This is a genomic window from Salegentibacter sp., assembly GCF_041642575.1.
Classification (GTDB): Bacteria; Bacteroidota; Bacteroidia; order Flavobacteriales; family Flavobacteriaceae; genus Salegentibacter.
The window spans coordinates 1-21414 of the sequence record NZ_JBEPWD010000009.1; the positions used below are offsets into that span (position 1 = coordinate 1).

17 protein-coding genes are annotated in these 21414 nt (G+C 40.3%); all 17 read left to right on the top strand.

The annotated features are described in order from the left end of the window. The first annotated feature begins 53 nt into the window (after nucleotides 1–53). The 17 genes from ACESK1_RS03115 (at nucleotide 54) to ACESK1_RS03195 (ending at nucleotide 21413) form a co-directional block, all read left to right on the top strand. Nucleotides 54–2348, top strand: a complete 2295-nt coding sequence (locus ACESK1_RS03115; RefSeq protein WP_372917825.1) for an NADP-dependent malic enzyme — start codon at nucleotides 54–56, stop codon at nucleotides 2346–2348. Between the two features lie 84 nt (nucleotides 2349–2432). Continuing rightward, the gene (ruvA, locus tag ACESK1_RS03120) at nucleotides 2433–3014 is read left to right on the top strand and encodes a Holliday junction branch migration protein RuvA (RefSeq protein ID WP_372917827.1); all 582 of its coding nucleotides are present in this window, start codon (nucleotides 2433–2435) and stop codon (nucleotides 3012–3014) included. Between the two features lie 3 nt (nucleotides 3015–3017). Then, on the top strand, nucleotides 3018–10184 hold the full coding sequence (gene sprA, locus ACESK1_RS03125) for a cell surface protein SprA (RefSeq protein ID WP_372917829.1): 7167 nt from the start codon (nucleotides 3018–3020) through the stop codon (nucleotides 10182–10184). A 60-nt stretch (nucleotides 10185–10244) separates the two neighbouring features. Next, nucleotides 10245–10625 carry a glycine cleavage system protein GcvH gene (gene gcvH / locus ACESK1_RS03130; protein WP_372917831.1) on the top strand — a complete coding sequence of 127 codons (381 nt, stop codon included), beginning with the start codon at nucleotides 10245–10247 and terminating at the stop codon, nucleotides 10623–10625. Nucleotides 10626–10701: 76 nt separating this feature from the next. Continuing rightward, complete coding sequence (locus ACESK1_RS03135; protein ID WP_372917903.1) at nucleotides 10702–11019, top strand: VanZ family protein; 318 nt, start codon at nucleotides 10702–10704, stop codon at nucleotides 11017–11019. A gap of 44 nt (nucleotides 11020–11063) precedes the next feature. Beyond that, nucleotides 11064–11786, top strand: coding sequence for an energy transducer TonB (locus tag ACESK1_RS03140; RefSeq protein WP_372917833.1), 723 nt, complete (start codon nucleotides 11064–11066; stop codon nucleotides 11784–11786). 121 nt (nucleotides 11787–11907) lie between these two features. After that, nucleotides 11908–14040, top strand: a complete 2133-nt coding sequence (locus tag ACESK1_RS03145; RefSeq protein ID WP_372917835.1) for a gliding motility protein RemB — start codon at nucleotides 11908–11910, stop codon at nucleotides 14038–14040. 89 nt (nucleotides 14041–14129) lie between these two features. Beyond that, on the top strand, nucleotides 14130–15032 hold the full coding sequence (gene cyoE, locus ACESK1_RS03150; protein WP_372917837.1) for a heme o synthase: 903 nt from the start codon (nucleotides 14130–14132) through the stop codon (nucleotides 15030–15032). Beyond that, the gene (locus ACESK1_RS03155; RefSeq protein ID WP_372917839.1) at nucleotides 15023–15604 is read left to right on the top strand and encodes a heme-copper oxidase subunit III; all 582 of its coding nucleotides are present in this window, start codon (nucleotides 15023–15025) and stop codon (nucleotides 15602–15604) included. Before cyoE ends, ACESK1_RS03155 begins: the two co-directional genes overlap by 10 nt. A 54-nt stretch (nucleotides 15605–15658) precedes the next feature. After that, nucleotides 15659–16639, top strand: coding sequence for a cytochrome c oxidase subunit 3 (locus ACESK1_RS03160; protein ID WP_372917841.1), 981 nt, complete (start codon nucleotides 15659–15661; stop codon nucleotides 16637–16639). A gap of 26 nt (nucleotides 16640–16665) precedes the next feature. Continuing rightward, the gene (locus ACESK1_RS03165; RefSeq protein ID WP_372917843.1) at nucleotides 16666–17028 is read left to right on the top strand and encodes a cytochrome C oxidase subunit IV family protein; all 363 of its coding nucleotides are present in this window, start codon (nucleotides 16666–16668) and stop codon (nucleotides 17026–17028) included. Between the two features lie 83 nt (nucleotides 17029–17111). Next, on the top strand, nucleotides 17112–17756 hold the full coding sequence (locus ACESK1_RS03170) for a hypothetical protein (protein ID WP_372917845.1): 645 nt from the start codon (nucleotides 17112–17114) through the stop codon (nucleotides 17754–17756). 31 nt (nucleotides 17757–17787) lie between these two features. After that, nucleotides 17788–18522 carry an SCO family protein gene (locus ACESK1_RS03175; protein WP_372917847.1) on the top strand — a complete coding sequence of 245 codons (735 nt, stop codon included), beginning with the start codon at nucleotides 17788–17790 and terminating at the stop codon, nucleotides 18520–18522. Beyond that, on the top strand, nucleotides 18519–19058 hold the full coding sequence (locus ACESK1_RS03180) for a DUF420 domain-containing protein (RefSeq protein ID WP_372917849.1): 540 nt from the start codon (nucleotides 18519–18521) through the stop codon (nucleotides 19056–19058). Before ACESK1_RS03175 ends, ACESK1_RS03180 begins: the two co-directional genes overlap by 4 nt. A 73-nt stretch (nucleotides 19059–19131) precedes the next feature. Then, nucleotides 19132–19365, top strand: coding sequence for a hypothetical protein (locus tag ACESK1_RS03185; protein ID WP_372917851.1), 234 nt, complete (start codon nucleotides 19132–19134; stop codon nucleotides 19363–19365). A gap of 106 nt (nucleotides 19366–19471) precedes the next feature. After that, nucleotides 19472–20173: an ABC transporter ATP-binding protein gene (locus tag ACESK1_RS03190; RefSeq protein WP_372917853.1), complete on the top strand. Its 702-nt coding sequence runs from the start codon at nucleotides 19472–19474 to the stop codon at nucleotides 20171–20173. Then, nucleotides 20166–21413, top strand: a complete 1248-nt coding sequence (locus ACESK1_RS03195; protein ID WP_372917855.1) for an ABC transporter permease — start codon at nucleotides 20166–20168, stop codon at nucleotides 21411–21413. The genes ACESK1_RS03190 and ACESK1_RS03195 overlap by 8 nt, the downstream gene beginning before the upstream one ends. Nucleotide 21414: the final 1 nt, after the last annotated feature.

Genomic DNA, 21414 nt, shown 5'->3' on the forward strand with positions numbered 1-21414 from the left:
CTATTATTAGTGCAACCTTGCTAACTTTGTAGCTACAGCCAAATTGAAAAATTATGAGTAGCAACCCTAGAAAAAGGCGTGAAGCCCTGGTTTATCACGCTAAACCAAAACCTGGAAAAATTCAGGTAGTTCCCACCAAAAAATATTCCACCCAAAGAGATCTTTCTTTGGCTTACTCTCCGGGAGTGGCAGAACCCTGCCTGGAAATCGAGAAAGATAAAGAAAACGCCTATAAATATACTACGAAAGGTAATCTGGTAGCGGTTATTTCCAATGGTACAGCTGTTCTCGGCCTTGGCGATATTGGGCCTGAAGCTTCTAAACCGGTTATGGAAGGAAAAGGCTTACTCTTTAAGATCTTCGCCGATATTGATGTTTTTGATATCGAAGTGGACACAAAGGATGTAGATAAATTTATTGAAACAGTAAAGAACATTGCTCCCACTTTTGGAGGTATTAATCTGGAAGATATTAAAGCTCCGGAAGCTTTTGAAATTGAAAGAAGATTAAAAGAAGAGCTCGATATTCCCGTCATGCATGATGACCAGCATGGTACTGCCATAATCTCTGCTGCCGCATTGCTCAATGCACTGGAACTTTCTAAAAAGAAACTGGAAAAGGTAAAGATCGTAATTAATGGTGCCGGTGCAGCTGCAATTTCGTGCACCAAATTATATAAAGCCTTTGGTGCTAAACCCGAGAATATTGTAATGCTCGATAGTAAAGGGGTGATTAGAAAAGACAGGCCTAGTCTTTCTGAAGAAAAAGCTGAATTCGCTACTTCCCGCAAGATTGATACTTTAGAAGAAGCCATGAAAAATGCTGATGTATTTGTAGGGCTTTCTGTGGCAGATATAGTTACTCCGGAAATGCTTAAAAGTATGGCTAAACGGCCTATCGTTTTTGCGATGGCAAATCCCGATCCCGAGATCGATTATGATCTGGCCGTTTCTACCAGAAAAGATCTGATCATGGCAACCGGCCGAAGTGATCATCCTAACCAGGTTAACAATGTCCTTGGTTTCCCCTTTATTTTTAGGGGTGCTCTTGATGTAAGATCCACCAAGATCAATGAAGAAATGAAAATGGCCGCAGTTAAGGCTTTAGCCGAATTGGCTAAAGAATCGGTTCCTGAGCAGGTAAATATTGCCTATGGGGAAACCCGAATGAATTACGGCCCGGAATATATAATTCCAAAACCATTTGATCCAAGGCTCATCGCCAGGGTTCCTCCGGCAGTAGCGCGTGCTGCAATGGAAAGTGGTTGCGCAAGATTCCCTATTACCGATTGGGAGAGGTATGAGGAAGAGCTTCTGGAGAGAATGGGTAGTGACAATAAGATTACCCGCTTACTTTTGAACCGGGCTAAAATGAATCCTAAACGTGTTGTTTTCGCCGAAGCTGATCACCTGGATGTTCTTAAGGCTGCCCAAATTGTAAATGATGAAGGAATCGCTATTCCTATCCTGCTTGGTAGAAAGGAAGTAATCCAGGAACTTATGCATGAGATAGATTTTGATGCCGATGTAGAAATTCTCGATCCAAAATCAGATGAACAGAATGAAAAACGTAAATCATATGCTGAAGTTTACTGGAAGACCCGTCGTCGCAGTGGCGTAACTTTTTACGATGCGGAAAATTTTATGCGAATGCGGAATTATTTCGCTGCCATGATGGTAAATACCGGAGATGCTGATGCGTTGCTTTCTGGTTATTCCAGGGCATATCCCACAGTGGTAAAACCTATGCTTGAGCTTATTGGAATGGCAAAAGGAGTTAGTCGCGTGGCGGCAACAAATCTTATGAATACTTCACGAGGGCCTTTGTTTATTAGTGATACCTCTATAAATATAGATCCTCCAGCGAAAGACCTGGCTAAAATTGCTCAGATGACTGCGCGGACCGTTCAACTTTTTGGACTGGATCCGGTGATTGCCATGATCTCTTATGCGAATTTCGGGTCATCCAAGGATCCGCACGCAAAAAAGGTAAAGGATGCAGTGAAATATTTGCATCGCTGGCACCCAGAATTAAAGGTGGACGGGGAATTACAAATAGATTTTGCTTTAAATCGCGAAATGCTTCAGAGTAAATTTCCATTCTCTAAACTGGCAGGTAAAAAGGTGAATACGCTAATTTTTCCAAACCTTGATTCAGCAAACAGCAATTACAAAATGCTTAAAGAGCTAAACCATGCCGATTCTATTGGTCCTATCATTATGGGTATGAAGAAACCTGTTCATATCCTTCAGCTTGGAGCAAGTGTGGAAGAAATGGTGAACATGGCGGCTGTGGCCGTTGTAGATGCCCAGGAAAAGGAGAGGAAACTACAAAAAGAGGATAAGTAGAGAGGTTGTGTTATGCCCGTCATGTAGGAGGTTTCGGGCTTAAGTTAATTTCACTACATTTGATTTCTAAGCTTGAATTAATTTATGATTCATCATTTAAAGGGGCAATTGGTCGAGAAATATCCCACGCATATTGTGGTTGATTGTAACGGCGTAGGTTATTTTATAAATATTTCTTTAAATACTTTTGCTCAACTCCCCGATTCAGAAGCGGTACATATCTATACCCATTTGCAGGTAAAGGAAGATTCTCACACCCTATATGGTTTTAGTGACAAATACGAGCGGGAGATCTTCCGGTTATTGATCTCTGTTTCGGGAGTAGGGACGAGTACTGCAAGAACAATGTTGTCTTCCCTGGAACCCGGGCAGGTAAGGGATGCCATAGCCACAGCCGATGTAGCTACTATTCAAAGTGTAAAAGGTATTGGTGCGAAAACGGCCCAACGCGTTATTTTAGACCTGAAAGACAAGATCCTGAAAGTGCAGGGAGGGGATGAAATTTTTGTTTCCCAGGACAATACAATAAAAGAAGAAGCGTTATCAGCTTTAGAAACCCTGGGCTTTGCCCGAAAGCAAGCAGGGAAAGTCATAGACAAGATTTTAAAGGATTCTACTAGCCCTACCGTAGAGTCCCTTATAAAACTGGCGCTCAAAAACCTGTAGAAATTGAAGAACAATTACTTGAAATTGTCACCTTCGGTCCCGCTTGCCTTACTGTTGTTGTTGGTAATTTCGACTAATGTATCAGGACAGGAGACTCCGCAGGACACCACCCAAACCGGATATGATTTGGGCACAATTTCATTGCCCGATCCTGAGAGTTTTTCTTCCCAGTATGAATACGATCCCATTTTAAACCGGTATATTTTCCGTGAGAGTATCGGGAACATTCGTTTGTCACAACCTCTTATCCTTACTCCTGAAGAATTTGAAGAACTCGTTCTTAGGGAAGAAATGCAGAATTATTTTAAGCTTAAGGGGGATGCCCTTGCCGGAAATAAAGAAGGAGCTGAGGAAATACAGAGAGATATGTTGCCGGATTTTTATGTAAACTCCGGCTTTTTTGAAAGTGTTTTTGGCGGAAGTGAAATAGATATTGTACCTCAGGGTACGGTGGAGATGGATATGGGACTGCTTTTTACCAAACAGGATAACCCGGCTTTTTCTCCCCGAAACCGAAGGAATCTAACCTTTGATTTTGATCAGCGCATCAGCTTGAGCTTACAGGGGCAGGTAGGAGAACGATTGGGAATTATCGCCAATTACGATACCGAATCTACCTTCGATTTTCAAAACCAATTAAAACTGGAATATACACCTAATGAGGATGATATTATCCAGAAGATCGAAGTAGGTAATGTAAATATGCCTCTTAATAATGCCTTGTTGCAGGGTGCGCAAAGCCTCTTCGGGTTTAAAACCGAACTGCAATTTGGAAAAACGAGAATTACCGGAGTCTTTTCTGAACAAAAATCAGAGCGAAGGACGGTGAATGTTGAAGGGGGAGCCACTATTGAAGACTTTGAGAAATTTATCCTGGAATACGATCAGGATCGTCATTTTTTTCTCGCTCATTATTTTAGGGATCATTATGATGAAGCCTTAAAGGATTATCCCTTTATAAATTCCAATATTCAAATACAGCGAATTCAGGTTTGGGTGACTAATCGTACCAATAATACTCAAAACCTTCAGGACACCCGTAATATTGTTGGAATCCAGGATCTGGGAGAAACTTTTGTCGAGGGAAACATCGGATTAAATAATCCGCCAGCAGGATTTTTTAATCAGCCTGGAGGCGCTTTCCCTGAAAACAGCAATAATGATTTTAATCCCTTGGGAATTAGTGGCGCAGCAGAATCGGTGCTTACTCCAGCAATCAGAGACATTTCCAGTGTAGAAAGCGGTTTTGGGGGCGTACAGGTTTCAGAAGGAACCGATTATATCAAACTCGAAAATGCCCGACAGTTAAAGTCGAATGAATACACCCTGAATACACAATTGGGTTACATATCCCTGAACCAGCGCTTAAGCAATGATGAGGTACTTGCGGTAGCTTTTCAATTTACCGCCAATGGAGAAGTGTATCAGGTAGGTGAATTCGCCAACGATGGGATAGATGCTACCGGAACAGCCTCAACTGAAGAACCCGGCGAAGAACCTGAACAGGATAACAATACGCGTTCGAACAAGAATCTGGTGGTGAAACTACTTAAAAGTACTATCACCAATGTGAATGAGCCTATCTGGGACTTGATGATGAAGAATATTTACAGCCTGGGAGCTTATGAACTCGAAAGGGAGGATTTCAGATTAAATATTCTTTATACCGATCCACAGCCATTAAATTATATTAAAGCGGCCGGGGATGGTTCTACTCCCTTGCCAGAAGATGTAGAGGAAACCTCACTTTTGAGGGTTTTCAATCTGGATAAACTTAATATCAACAATGATCCTATCACCGGTGGGGATGGCTTTTTCGATTACGTTCCGGGAATAACAATAGATCCGAGAAACGGGAATGTGATATTTACCACCGTTGAACCATTCGGGGAACATCTTTTCAAAGAACTAGATAACTCGCCGAATACCGGAACTGAAGATTATACCGATAAGGATACCTGGAATGCGAACCAGCGAAAATATGTTTTTCGTTCTCTTTATGAGACAACCAAAACCCAGGCAGAACAAGAGGAAGCAGAGAAAAATAAATTCCAGTTAAAAGGAAGGTATAAATCAGCAGAAGTTGAGGGAATCCCGATTGGGTTCAATCTTCCGCCGGGCTCTGTGACGGTTACCGCCGGAGGAAGGATCCTGCAAGAGGGTGTAGACTATGTGGTGAACTATGAACTTGGCCGGGTTCAGATTCTGGATGAAGGGCTGCTTGCTTCTAATATTCCTATTCAGGTAAACACTGAAAATAATGCACTCTTCGGGCAGCAAACTAAGCGGTTTACCGGAGTTAATGTTGAACATCTTTTTAATGAGAATTTTCTTGTAGGTGCAACTTTTCTTAATCTTAAGGAACGGCCATTAACACAGAAGGCGAATTATAGCTACGAACCTCTAAATAATTCGATCTTCGGGTTGAATTTAAATTACTCTACTGAAGTGCCTTTCTTCACCCGATTGGTGAATAAACTTCCGAATGTCGATACTGACGTGGAATCTAATTTCTCGGTGACCGGTGAGTTTGCCTATCTGCAACCCGGCTCTCCGGATATTAACGATTTTGGCGGAAAAACTACCACGTATATTGACGATTTTGAAGCTGCACAAACTACCATAGGAATTAACACTCCATTGAGCTGGGAACTTTCCAGCGTGCCTGTGGGATTTGGAGGAGAACTTTCCAACGGAGACATAAATGTTGGATTTAAACGCGCCAAATTGGCCTGGTATACTATTGATCCTATTTTCTATAGTAGTAGCCGTCCCGATGGAATAACCGATGCCGATCTTTCTTCCTACGCGACCAGACGGGTTTCTATGAGCGAGATTTTTCCTAATACCGATGTGGTACAAGGTCAGCCCATGGTGGTTTATACTATGGATGTAGCTTATTTCCCTGAAGAGCGAGGCCCCTACAATTTTAATCCTACCGCCTCGGGAGGTAATAATTTAACGAATCCGGGTGAAAATTTTGGGGGAATGATGCGCGGAATTAGTGCAACGAACTTTGAACAATCTAACGTTGAATTCATTGAATTCTGGGTGATGGATCCATATATTTATGAGGAGAACCGGGGGAATGCTGCCGGAAGTATAAACTTCAATCTTGGGAATATTTCAGAGGATGTTTTAAAAGACGGAAGAAAACAATATGAAAACGGACTTCCAAAAGACGGTGGGGATCGTAATACTATATCAACAAATTTTGGGAAAGTACCTGCAGATCAAGCCCTGGTTTATGCATTCGATTCTGAAGGCGAAGAACGTTTAAATCAGGATGTTGGTTATAATGGGCTTTCAGATGAAGAAGAAGCTTTAGAATTTCCTGAGTTCGGTAACCTGGAAGATCCTGCCGCCGATAACTACGAGTATTTTCTTGCCAGGGATGGCAGCATAGTGAATCGCTATCGCAATTATAATGGAGTAGAAGGTAACTCCCCGACCGATGTTGGTGATACCAACCGTGGAAATACTACTTTACCTACTACTGAAGATATCAATAGGGACAATACGATGAATACTATAGATAGTTATTTTGAGTATGAAGTTCCTTTTTTTGAGGGGATGAATAGTGATAACAATCCTTATATCACTGATGTAAAAGAACTGAATGTTAGTCTGCGTAATGGCCAGGAACTTCCTGTGCGTTGGTTACAATTCAAAGTTCCAATCTATGAGCCAACAGATAGCAAGGGTGGAATAGCCGATTTCAGATCTATAAGATTCATGAGAATGTATCTAACCGGGTTTCAGGATCCAACCTTACTGAGATTTGGAACTATGGAGTTGGTTAGAGGTGATTATCGTCGTTATAATCAAAGTTTGCAAACCGAAAACGCCCAGCCTGAAAATTCCAATACTTTATTTGAAGTTAGTGCTGTTAACATAGAGGAGAATGAAAATCGCCAGCCAATTCCGTATGTATTACCACCGGGAGTAATTAGAGAAGAACTTTTTGAAAGCAATACTAACATAAGGCAGAATGAGCAATCGCTCGCTTTAAGAATTTGTGATCTCGAACCACAGGATGCCCGGGCAGTCTATAAGAATTTCCAGATAGATATGCGCCAATATAAAAACCTGGAAATGTTCCTTCATGCGGAATCACTTGTGAATCAAATACCATTAAAAGAGGGACAACTGGTTGCTTTCCTCAGGATAGGGACTGATTTTACCGATAACTATTACCAGGTTGAAATTCCGCTCACCCCAACCTTATTTGGTGCACAGTCTGCTGAAGAGATCTGGCCGGAAGTAAACCGCCTTGATCTTTCCCTGGAATTATTGCAACAGGTTAAAACAAGTGTCCTTGGAGACCCTTCACTAAACTCGGGTGAACTTAACTTTTTCACTGAAGAATTAGAATTAACCAATTCCGAAGATCCATATGGTCCCGGGGAAATGCGAATTGGAATTAAAGGAAACCCCAGTTTTGGAAATGTTCGTGTTTTAATGCTTGGTCTGAAGAATGGCATGCCTGGCAATAGCGTTCAGGACCTATGCGGGGAAGTTTGGTTTAATGAATTAAGACTTTCTGACCTGAATAATGAAGGCGGGTGGGCGAGTATCATTAATATGGATACCAATTTTGCAGATTTTGGGAATCTTGCCGCAACTGGGCGAAAAAGCACAGTTGGCTTCGGAACCCTGGATCAAGGGCCAAATCAGCGCAGCAGGGAAGATGTTCAGCAGTATGATGTTGTAACTAATTTGAACATGGGACAACTGTTTCCGCAGAAATGGGGACTCAGGATTCCTGTAAATTATAGTCGGGGAGAGGAACTGGTGACTCCAAAATACGACCAGGAATTCCTGGATCTGGAGCTGGACACCAGGTTAAGAAACATTGTAGATCCTGTGGAACGCGACCGGGTGAAAAAGCAATCTCAATCTTATACCAAACGACAAAGTATAAATGTAATTGGTCTTAGGAAAGAAAGAACAGGGGAAGCCAAACCTATGCCATACGATATTGAGAATTTTACTTTCTCCTCTTCCTACAACCAGGTTGATCACCGGGATTTCGAAATTGAAGAAAGCCTGGATCAAAATGTAAGGGTGGGAGCAACCTATGAATTCAATTTTCCTAATAAACCCATTGAACCTTTAAAGAATATCGCAGTTCTGGACAGTAGCGATTATTTCACCATCCTGAAGGATTTCAATTTTAATCCGCTCCCAACGAATATAAATGCCAGTTCAAATATCCTTCGGCAGTATAATGAACAAAAATTCAGAAGTCTGGAACTATCCGAAAATGACCTTGGCATCCCTACACTTTATCAGCGTAATTATTTGTTTAACTGGGATTATGGCATCAATTATAATTTAACCAAATCCCTGAATTTCAATTTTAATGCCTCCAATAACAGGATTATTAGAAATTATTTAACCGAGGAAGGAATTCCGGATAACAGCATTGGGTTGTGGGATGATTTCTTTAATGTCGGGGAGCCAAATTTACATTACCAAAGCCTTCAGTTAAATTACGATCTGCCGTTGGAGAAACTTCCGGTTTTGAGATTTCTTAAAGCCACATATTCCTATACCGGCGATTTTCAGTGGCAACGAGGGTCAAGGATTTTTGAGAGACTGGAAGGAATCCCTGATATTGGTAATTCTATTCAGAACTCGAATACGCATCAGTTAAACGCAAGCCTGGATCTGCAAAACCTGTATGACTATCTTGGGTTAGTAGAAAAGAAAACTGCAGGAAACAGCACCATAAAGGAACGTAGCGCCGGAGTGCCAACCCTTGATGGTGCCCCTGATGAACCTCAGGAGACTTCCCCACCGGAAACTAAAGAATACAAAGGTTATAACACCTTAATTGGCGTAATAACTTCCTTAAAAAGAATCCAGGTTAACTACAGAAATAGCCGGGGAACTTTTATGCCGGGCTATACCCCTGAAATTGGTTTTATGGGAACTTTAAGACCAACTACAGGCTTCACTTTTGGGCTTCAGGATGAGATAAGGTATATGGCTGCAAGACGTGGATGGTTAACCCTTTTCCAGGATTTTAATCAGCAGTTTACCACAGTTGAAAATGAACAACTTGCGCTGCAGGCTTCCATGGATCTTTTGCCTGACTTAACCATAGATATTAGTGCTAACCGGAATTATGCAGAAACTTTTAACGAGAATTACCGGGTAAATCCTAATACGCTCGAATACCAGTCATTGGCTCCATACACCTACGGGAACTTCAATATTTCTACTATTCTAATTAAAACCGCTTTTTCGCAATCATCAGAAACTTCTTCAGAAACCTTTGAAACCTTTCGGGAGAACAGGCTAAATGTGGCCCGAAGGCTTGCAGTTGAACGCGGTCTTGATCCTAATAATACCGATGAAGATGGATATCCCGTTGGATTAGGTAAATCCAATCAGGCAGTGTTGTTACCTGCATTTATTTCTGCTTATGGCGGGCTGGAACCTGATAATGTTAAGCTTGAGGCTTTCCGGGATGTGCCATTGCCTAACTGGGACCTTAAATATACCGGATTGATGAGAATTGGCTGGTTTAAAGATAAATTCAGGCGTTTTTCTATTAATCATGGATACCAGTCGAATTATACTATAAATCAGTTTCAAAGCAATTTGGATTATGATCCGGAAGATAGGTTTGCGGTTAACCAGGCAGGCGATTTTAAAAATCCTGTCTTATATTCCAACATAGTTTTAACCGAATTATTTACTCCGCTGGTGAGAGTAGATTTTGAAACCAAATCTTCCATTCAGATGCTGGCCGAAATTCGTAAAGACCGCGCCCTTGCGCTGAGCTTTGATAATAATCTTCTTACCGAAACCCAGGGAAATGAATACCGACTTGGGATGGGTTATCGAATTAAAGATCTTAAAATAGCTACGAGTATCGCGGGTAAAAATCGGATATTGAGTAGTGATCTTAATTTCAAAGGAGATGTTTCCTTCAGAAGAAATAATACGGTGATTAGATATTTAGATTTAGAAACCAGTCAGGTGATTGCAGGCCAGGATATATGGGGGATCAATTTTATGGCAGATTATGCTTTATCCCAGAATCTTACGGCGATATTTTATTACGATCATAGTTTTTCAGAATATGCTGTTTCCACCGCATTTCCGCAAACTACAATCAGATCAGGGATAACATTGAGATATAATTTCGGAAATTAGAATTTGCTGTTTGAACAATAGCATTAAAAAATTACCTTTGCGCATATATAAAATTAAGTTATGAACATACCTCAGGAATTAAAGTACACCAAAGACCACGAGTGGGTTAAAATTGAAGGCGATACCGCCACTATAGGAATTACCGATTTTGCCCAGGGTGAACTAGGTGATATTGTTTATGTTGAAGTTGATACTCTTGACGAGGCTCTTGAAAGAGAGGAAGTTTTTGGAACCGTGGAGGCTGTAAAAACAGTGTCAGATCTCTTTCTTCCTTTATCTGGAGAGATTGTAGCCTTTAACGACAGTCTTGAAGACGAGCCTGAAAAAGTAAATACAGATCCTTACGGAGAAGGTTGGATGGTGAAAATAAAATTTTCTGATGCTTCTCAGTTAGAGGATCTTTTAACCCCGGAAGCGTACAAAGAAATTATTGGTAGCTAGAATTCTCTTATTTGGTGCAAGCCTTTATACTCTTGCCCTAAGCATTGGTTCCCTAATACGAATTGGGAAAATAAGTGTGGGATCTTTTAGTCCCACAGACAAATTTCTGCATTTTGTGGCCTATCTTGGGCTGGTGGTATTGTGGCAACTCTATATAATCTTTAGAGAACCCAATTTTAAACAGTATTATTCTTATTTAATTAAGATATCTGTTCTTGCTATTGCTTTTGGTATGTTAATTGAGGTTTTACAAGGAGCCCTTACCAGCTTTAGAGAGCCCGATTGGTGGGATATATTAGCCAATAGTTTGGGTGTTATGAGTGCCGCGTTGTTACTGCTGTTATCTAAACGAGTCCTGCAAAGGTTAAAAAGCAAGATTAATTTAGTTTTTTAGAAAAAATATTTATTTTAGCAATCCTTATTAATCAATAACCCATTATGGAACCAAAGAAAAATCCTAAAGCAGATCTCACCAGGAGAAGCGTGTTGTTTCTTCAGTTAGGTCTTATTTTAGTCCTTTTTGTAACCTGGCAGGCTATAGAATGGAAAACCTATGACAAGGACGCCATTGATACCGGTCAGCTTGATTTAGATGACTTGGATGATGAAGAAATTCCAATTACAGAAATGCAAAACACTCCACCGCCGCCGCCACCACCACCGCCGGCACCAGAGGTAATTGAGGTTGTTGAAGATGAGGAAGAAGTTGAAGAAGATGAGATCGAGTCTACAGAAACCGATATGGATGAGATCGTTGAAGTAGAAGAAGTTGTTGAGGCCCCTGAAGAAGAGGTTGTAGAAGATGTACCTTTTGCGGTTATTGAAAATGTGCCAATCTATCCTGGTTGTGAGAATATGAAAAACAATGAGGAGCGTAAACAATGCATGAGTCAGAAGATTCAGCAGCACGTTAACAGAGAGTTTAATAAAGACCTTGGTTCTGAACTTGGGTTATCTGGGGTTAACCGGGTAATCGTACAGTTCAAGATCGATGAAAAAGGTGATATTGTTGATGTAATGTCCCGAGCACCACACCCAAGATTAGAAAGGGAAGCTGCAAGGGTTATCAACAAACTCCCTAAAATGCAACCAGGTAAGCAACGTGGTAAGGCAGTAGGAGTTATGTACTCTCTTCCAATTGTATTTCAGGTTCAGGATTAAAAATTACTTTACATTATATATCAAATCCCGGGTTTTTTCCCGGGATTTTTTGTTTTTGGCGCGAAAACTCTCCCTAAAAAATGTATATTTCCACTGTGAAACCAACCTACTTGCAAGTGGTATGAAGTATACACTGCTTCTTTTTATTGTTCTTGCCTCGGCCTGCCTGTCTGCACAAACCAAAACCAACATAGAGGTCTATCCTCGCTTTTCCGAATGTGAAAGTGTTCCCTACGAAGAGCAACCTAACTGTTTTGAAAGGACGTTCTCTGGCTTTGTGATTGAAAATTTTCAGATGCCTGCTAAAGTTTTAGCTGAAGAATACCGTGGAGTAGCTACACTTGTCTTTGAAGTTGATAAAACCGGCTCTTTCAATCTTTTGTATACAGATGCGGCTTATGCCGAATTAAAAGAGGAGCTTCAGCGTGTATTTTCTCTTCTTCCTAAAATTGTTCCGGCTACATATAATTCAAGGCCCTCCTTCATGCAGTTTAAAATGAAGTTGAATATCCCCCTGGAAGTTTCTCTTGAGGAGTTGCCTCAGGAGGAATTTGTTTCAGAAAAAAAGTCGGGAGCACCGGTTACGAAAAAATCGAATCCCCAACGGCACAGCGTTCTGAATGAATACGACAGCATCAAATCCCGAGAATTCACCCGGCCCAGATATGATAGCCGGATAAATATTCCTTTGAGTCATGAATTTTACTCAAGATTCGACGCAGATTTTAATCGAATAGGAACGAATACGCATTCGGCTTCTAAACCCTTGCGATTCGATGAGGTGGCTCCCTATTACGATTTTGAAACTGAAGAAACAGAACTGCTTAAAAATACCAATTCCTTACTTGGTCGTAAAATCTGGAACGAGCATCTAATCCGGTTTCGAACCGATGATTATTGGTTTACCATAGATTTCGCCATGGATCTGCAATTAGGTAAAGATTTTGAACAAACTGATTATGAGTTCACCTACAATAATACCAGGGCCGCGATCTTTCAGGGAGGTTTGGGAGAAAAACTGAATTTCTATTCGGTAGTATATGAAAACCAGGGAAGATTCGCCGATTATTATAATCGTTATGCTGAGTCAATAAGACCTGACGGAGGCGATCCTGCTATTATTCCCGGTCGCGGTATAGCTAAACCTTTCATGGATGGCGGCTATGATTATCCTGTGGCTGAAGGTTACCTTACGTACAACCCGGGAAAATTTTTCAATCTTGAATTCGGGCATGGAAAAAATTTCATCGGGGATGGTTATCGCTCACTTTTAATGAGTGATAATGCTACGCCCTATCCTTACTTTAAACTGAATACAACTTTCTGGAAGATCAAATATACCAACACATGGATGTCTCTTAGAGATGTGCGCCCTGAGGTGACTGAAAATGGTTCTTTTCGAACTAAGTATATGGCAAATCATTATTTGAGCTATAATGTCACTAAACGATTAAATCTTGGCTTCTTTGAATCGGTGGTTTGGGAAAACGATAACGACCGTGGCTTTGATCTCAATTATTTAAATCCGGTGATCTTTTACCGGGCTATTGAATTTTCGACGGGAGCACGTGGCGGAAATGCTATTATCGGTCTTACTGGAAAATATAAAATCAGTGATCAGATTAATGTTTACGGGCAATGGGTCATAGATGAATTCTCTTCTGCTGATGTTTTTGGAGGAGAACAAAGCTGGAAGAACAAATTGGGATATCAACTGGGCGTTAAATATTTTGATGCATTTTCAATTCCGGGTCTTTTCTTAAGGGCCGAGTATAATCAGGTGAGACCTTACACCTTTTCTCATAACACCGGGGTTCTCAACTACGGGCATAACAACCAATCTATGGCACATCAGTGGGGGGCTAGCTTCAGGGAAATCCTGGCAATTGCCCGGTATAAAAAAGACAGGTGGTATGGACATGGGAAATTCATCTACGGAACACGAGGTTATAATTTCGATAATTTTGCTGACAGTTATAATTACGGAGGGGATATCTACCGCAGTGAAAGAGAGCGTCCCGAAGACATGGAAACCGGAGTGAAAATAGGCCAGGGCAATACTGCCAATTCCCTTTTTGCTGAAGTTGAAGCAGGATATATAATCAACCCTGCCACGAACCTTAAATTATATGGAAGTTTTATTTACCGCAATTTTAACCCTGAAGTAAAAACCTTTAATCAATTTGAGAATAGTACAACGTGGTTAAATTTCGGGATCAGAACTGATATATTTAATTGGTACTACGATTATTAAGCTCTTCGTTGCTTTTCAAAATTAACATTTCTGTGCCCTTGCCTAAAACGAATTAAGGGCTATATTTGCGCCAATTTAAAAAACTGCTTTTGAGTAGCTCCGGCGTACATACCCCAACTGTTTCCCGCTTAACTGATTTTAAAGAAATTACCAAAATGCGACTTGCTGTTAGCGTGGTGTTTTCTTCTATTGCGGGGTATTTTTTAGGTGCCGAAACTATTGATTTTGTAGTTGTACTGTTACTGGCCATTGGTGGATATCTTATGGTTGGTGCTTCGAATGCCTTTAATCAGATCATCGAGAAAAACCTCGATGCTTTGATGGACCGAACCAAGAATCGTCCTGTTCCTGCCGGAAGGATGACGGTTACCCGCGCTTTCATTATTGCAAGTGTTTTCACAATTCTTGGATTGATAGTGCTGTACGTGATCAATCCGAAAACAGCAATGTTCGGTGCGCTTAGCATTTTTATTTATGTAAGTATTTATACTCCACTTAAGACTAAAACTCCCCTTTCTGTTTTCGTTGGTGCTTTTCCGGGAGCCATCCCATTTATGCTTGGATGGGTAGCCGCCACAGATAATTTCGGTATTGAACCGGGAATTTTATTCATGATTCAGTTTTTTTGGCAATTTCCGCATTTTTGGGCGTTGGGCTGGTGGCTTTATGACGACTATAAAAAAGGTGGCTTTTTCATGTTACCAACGGGGGAGAAAAATAAAGGAACGGCAATACAAATTGTTCTTTATACAATATGGACCGTGTTGGTCTCGCTGATTCCTGCATTTGGGGTTGCCGGAAGACTTTATCTCACTCCGGTTGCCGCTATATTGATATTAATTCTAGGATTGGGAATGTTGTATTATGCAATTCGGCTTTATAGAGAAAAGACGGCACAAGCTGCCAAAAAATTAATGTTTGCCAGTGTTTCATATATTACCTTGCTTCAAATAATATATGTGCTGGATAAATTTATAAGACAATGGATTTAACACAGGGAACTGATAATAGTAAATTTGCCCGAGCTAAGAAAATGATGCTCTGGTTTGGGATTATAAGTATGGTGATGACCTTCGCCGGATTAACAAGTGCTTATGTAGTTAGCAAAAACAGGCCCGACTGGCTTACTGGTTTTGATTTGCCATCTGCTTTTTTATGGAGTACTTTTGTTATAATAGCAAGTAGTGTTACTTTTTACCTGGCGAAAAGGAGTATTGCGGCATCTAAACCTAAGAACGGAACTGCCTTTTTAATCGGAACTCTAATCCTGGCTCTTTTATTTATGGGGCTTCAATTTCAGGGGTTTAACGATATTATTTCCCAGGGTTATTATTTTACCGGGAGTGAAAGTAGTATAACTACTTCGTTTATTTATGTGCTGGTTTTGGTACATTTAGCCCATTTAGCCGGTGGTTTAATAGTTTTATTAGTAGTAATTTATAACCATTTTAAACAACGCTACCTTCCGGGGCAAATGCTTGGGGTTGAGCTAGGTGCTACCTTCTGGCATTTTGTAGATATTTTGTGGGTTTATCTGTTTTTATTTTTATATTTCCTCAGATAATAAAAATTACGTTATTTTTGCGCAATACTCAAAAACTAAACTAAAAACTCTTTTATGGACGCGACTGTTGTAAGAACAGGCACCGAAGGTAAAACCTGGGGCGGGGGCAATGAACCTCTTAAAGCGAGTTATGGTAAAATGATGATGTGGTTTTTCATCGTTTCCGATGCGCTTACTTTTTCAGGTTTCCTTGCAGCTTACGGTTTTTCAAGATTCAAATTTATCGATTCCTGGCCTATAGCCGATGAGGTGTTTAATCACTTCCCGTTTTTGCACGGGGTAGATGCCCCAATGTATTATGTGGCTTTAATGACCTTTATTCTTATATTTTCATCGGTAACGATGGTTCTGGCGGTAGATGCCGGTCATCAGATGAAAAAAGGGAAAGTGATTTTTTACATGTTCCTTACCATTATTGGGGGTCTTATTTTCCTTGGATCTCAGGCGTGGGAATGGAAAAACTTTATCACCGGAACTTATGGAGCGGTGAGCACTAAAGGAGGGAATATTCTTCAATTTGTAGATAATGAGGGGCATCGCGTAGCACTTGCCGATGTAGCCCAGATTATGCCTACCGAGCGCGTACCACACACCCGTGAAAGTGGGGTTTGGTTTGAAGAAGGTGCAGCACTACCAACTTATTCTATTGAAGAAATTAAAGCTGGTTTTGCAGCTAATGAAAATATACTTGTTAGAACACAAACCCTCACCGATGAAGGAGAGAAGACAGTTTTAAGCAGGGATGAATCTTTACAGAAACTCAATGCTGAAGCAGTTGGGGTTATCGAAGGGGCAAATCTTACTCAAAATGAATATGGACCACCATTGTTTGGTGATTTCTTTTTCTTTATTACCGGTTTTCACGGTTTTCACGTGTTATCAGGAGTTTTAATAAATATTATTATTTTCTTTAATGTGGTCATTGGTACCTATGAAAGGCGTGGCAGCTATGAAATGGTTGAAAAAGTAGGGCTTTACTGGCATTTTGTAGATTTAGTTTGGGTATTTGTATTTACATTCTTTTATCTGGTTTAATTTTCTAAGACAGAACGAACAATATTATGGCACACGAAACTGCACATCATCACGAATCTAATACCAAGCGAATCTGGATTGTTTTTGCGATCCTATCAGTTCTTACTATTGTAGAGGTTATTTTTGGGATAATAAAACCTGATTTTCTTGTTCATACCGATTTTCTTAGTATGAGCTTGCTTAATTGGATTTTTATCATTCTTACGCTCTTTAAGGCATATTATATTGCCTGGGCTTTCATGCACCTTGAAGGAGAAGTTAAAGGCTTGCGTAGAGCAATAGTCTGGACAGGAGTATTCCTGATTAGCTACCTTTTATTTATTTTTCTTACTGAAGGTGACTATGTATATGAAGTTTTTAAAACTGGTCATGTAGCCTGGGACTTTTAAATTGATGAAAGTTAAAAGATAAGGAAAAGACGGTTTTATTAAACCGTCTTTTTATTTTTGTAGCCATTTGTAGAATCAGGTTTATGAAAAAGTTTTTTGTACTCGTCGTACTTTTCGCTTTGCCCATTATTGCTTATCTATTTTTTTCTTCAGGACAGAATAATTTCGCAAAACTTCCTGTCCTAACTGAAGATGTCCAGGACCTTAATAGCTTTGAAAGTTTGCAGGGAGATAAGGTGTCTCTTGATGATAAAATTAGCATTGTAGCTTTTTTTGGTAAGGACCTTGATCAAATTAAAGGGCATACTTTTAACCTGGATCAAAAGATCCTGGAAAAATATTACGAATTCCGGGATTTTCAGTTTGTCATTGTGTTACCGGAATCTGCACGGGACGAAGCCATTCGGTTTTCTGAAGAATTTGAGGCGATAGGAAATCCACAGAATTGGAAATTCGTATTCTCTTCCGAAGAAAAAGTGAAAGAAGTTTTTGAAAGTATGAATTCCGATTTTCAGCTGGATGAGAATCTTCACTCCCCATATGTTTTTATAGTGGATAAGGACAGAAACCTCCGCGGCAGAGATGAGGATGAGGATTATGGGATGATGTATGGCTATGATGCCAGCTCTGTAGCCGACCTTAGCAATAAAATGAATGATGATGTAAAAGTGATACTTGCTGAATATCGCCTGGCCCTAAAGAAAAATAACGCCGAAAGGAAAAACTAAATTCCCCGACAACCTTACAAAAGCTTTTATAATGAAAAATTATTCATACATAGGAATTTCCCTGGTTATCCTGATTTTCGGGATTATTTTTATACCAAAAATAGTAGACCGGGTTACCAATGATTCAGTAGTTGAATCTGACCGATTAAATATAAAAGGGACCGAGAGAAACTCCGCCCCTGCCGAAGAACTGGCTTACATAGAGATTGAAGGGGAACGTAAAAAAGCTCCGGAATTTGAACTCATTGACCAGAATGGAGACACCATTACCAATGAAGATTACCTGGGGAAAGTGTATGTAGCCGAATTTTTCTTTACCACCTGCCCCACCATTTGCCCAATTATGAACAGTAACCTGGTAGAAATTCAGGATGAGATCGACAATGATAAGGATTTTGGGATCGCTTCTTTTAGTATAGACCCAACTTACGACACACCTGAAGTTCTACAGGAATACGCAGAAAAGTACGGGATCACCAATCCTAACTGGCACCTTATGACTGGGGATAAGGAATATATTTATGAATTGGCTAATTCCGGATTTAATATTTATGCGGGGGAAGACCAGGATGCTCCCGGTGGTTTTGCGCACCAGGGAATGTTTGCGCTTGTTGACCAGGAAGGTTATATCAGGTCCCGGAGGGATGCCTATGGCAACCCCATAATTTATTACAGAGGTTCTGTGGAAAGAAATAAATCTGTAGCTGAAGGGGAAGAGACTCCCGAAATTGATATTTTAATTGAAGACATTAAGAACTTATTGTGAGAGCAAGATTAACTAAAACCGATAAAATTGCGGTACCGGTAATTATCGCATTGTCTATAGCTGTACCTCTGATAGTACTTATCCTTATGTATCTCCCGGAACGTTTTAACTTTATGGGGACTCAAGCAGGCACCTTTCCATTTTTTCATGCGGTGTTAAATGGATCTACAGCTGTCCTGTTAATGATGGGATACTTTTTTATGACTATAAAAGAATATAAACTTCACCGTAATATCATGATAACCGCATTTATACTTTCGGCGGTCTTTTTGGTGAGTTATGTGATCTCAAAAATGAGTAACGATCCTGTGCCCTACGGAGGTGAAGGTGTTTTGAGGTATTTATACTTTTTTATACTTGTCACCCATATTATCCTTTCAGCGATAATTGTTCCTTTGGTGCTTTTCACCATGTACCGCGGACTTACAGCTGAATATGACAAACATGCCCGTATAGCGCGCTGGACTTTTCCAATATGGTTATATGTCGCGATCACCGGAGTATTGGTGTATATTTTTATGATGCCTTATTACTAAGGAATTCGGTGGCTTGTTAAAACTTTTAATGAGTCGCCTTGATTTTATACTTTTGTGCTTTAAATTCTGAAAAATGAAAACCAGGTTTTTATTCATATTAATTCTCTTTCTTCTGCTTCCTTTTGCAGCTGAAGCTCAATGCTCAATGTGTAGGGCCGTTTTGGAAAGCGAGGGAGATCAAAGCACTGCTAAAGGAATAAACGACGGTATTCTGTATCTTATGATATTTCCTTATCTTCTTATTGGGGGAATTGGTTTTTTCATCTATCGTTCCCGCAAAAAGGCTAATAAGTCTGAAGAAGCTTAGACAACTTCAAAATATTTTGCTAATTAAAATGTAACTTTTCCTCTTTCACAGAGTCTTATGGGTGAGCCTTTTCAACAAAAAGTTAGCAACCTGTAATTTCACTGCAATGATAGAGATTAAAGATCTTCACAAGTCCTATAAAATGGGTAGTAATTCACTACACGTTTTAAAGGGAATAAATTTTAGCGTTGCTGAAGGAGAACTTGTTTCTATCATGGGATCTTCTGGCTCAGGAAAATCTACCTTACTGAATATTCTTGGAATGCTCGATGAGGCTGATTCAGGCTCTTATACTCTGGATGGTGTTGCAATTAAAAATCTCAATGAAAAAATAGCAGCCCGTTATCGAAATAAATTCCTGGGTTTCATATTTCAGTCCTTTAATCTTATTTCTTATAAAAATGCTTTGGATAATGTAGCGCTTCCGCTGTATTACCAGGGGATTAAACGCGGGGAACGCATGGATAAGGCCATGAGTTACCTGGAAAAAGTTGGCCTGGCCGATTGGGCGGGGCATTTACCTAATGAACTTTCCGGAGGGCAAAAGCAAAGGGTTGCTATCGCAAGAGCGCTTGCCAGTGATCCAAAGGTGCTTTTAGCCGATGAACCAACTGGTGCATTAGATTCAAAAACATCGTATGATGTGATGAATTTAATCCAGGAGATTAACGATGAAGGTCGAACCATACTTGTAGTAACTCATGAACAGGATATTGCTGCAATGACTAAAAGGATCGTTAACTTAAAAGACGGTAGGATAATTCAGGATACCCAGGTTAATCAGGTAAGAGCACAGCAAAATGTTTGAGTTAGAACGTTGGGAAGAGATCTTTGATACGATTCGTAAAAACAAATTACGGACGTTTTTAACCGGGCTTTCTGTGGCTTCGGGGATTTTTATTTTAGTGATTCTTCTGGGGATTGGTGAAGGAATGCGTAACGGTATTTCACAGGAATTTCAAAGGGATGCTGCTAATATCATTTACGTTTATACCGGCGTTACTTCAAAGGAATATAAAGGCCTAAACCCGGGCAGAAGAATTCAGATGAAAAATGAAGACTTTAATTACACCGCTTTAAAACATCAGGATGACTTAGAATACAAATCCTCCATTTTTCGGATCTGGAACGGAATAGTGAATTTCGGGAAAGAATCAGGTTCTTATCGTGTAGAAGGCGTTTACCCTGATTATCAGTTTTTGGAAAACAGTGGGATGGTTGAGGGACGCTTTGTGAATTATAAAGATCACGAGAATTTTGAAAAAGTCGTTGCGATTGGGAAAAAAGTTCGGGATGACCTTTTTAAAGATGGTAAAGACCCTCTTGGTGAGTACGTGCAGATATCCGGAATTAATTTTAAAGTAATAGGTGTTTTTATCGATCCCGGTGGGGAGAGGGAAGAAAGCCTGGTTTTCATGCCACTTTCTACCGCCCAACGTGTTTTTGGTGGTGCTAACAATATTGCAAATATGGCTTTTACCTTAGAGCCAGAAGATAATTTTGAAGCTGCGCTTGCCGCTTCCAATTATTTTTCCACCGAAATTGAGAATCAACTTAAGGAAACACATACCATAGCTCCCGAGGATGAAAGCGCGGTTAGCATTAATAACTCTCTGGAAAATGCCAAACGCTTCTACGACCTTATGGATATGATAAAATTCTTCTTCTGGGGAGTAGGTATTTGTACCATTATCGCCGGGGTTGTGGGAGTGAGCAATATTATGCTCATTATCGTAAAAGAAAGAACCAGGGAAATAGGAATACGAAAAGCTCTTGGAGCAGAACCGTTGTCCATAGTGGGAATGGTTTTGCATGAATCTATCTTTGTGACCGCAATTGCCGGTTTTATAGGCTTGATTGCAAGTTTAATGCTATTGGAATTTGTAGGTCCGCTTATAGAAACTCAGTATATCTCGAATCCTGCAGTTAATTTTAATGTTGCGCTTACTACTGTTTTCATACTGATAATTGCCGGCGCAATTGCCGGATTTTTCCCTGCCTGGCGAGCTGCGAGGATTAAACCTATTGAAGCACTAAGAGACGAATAGT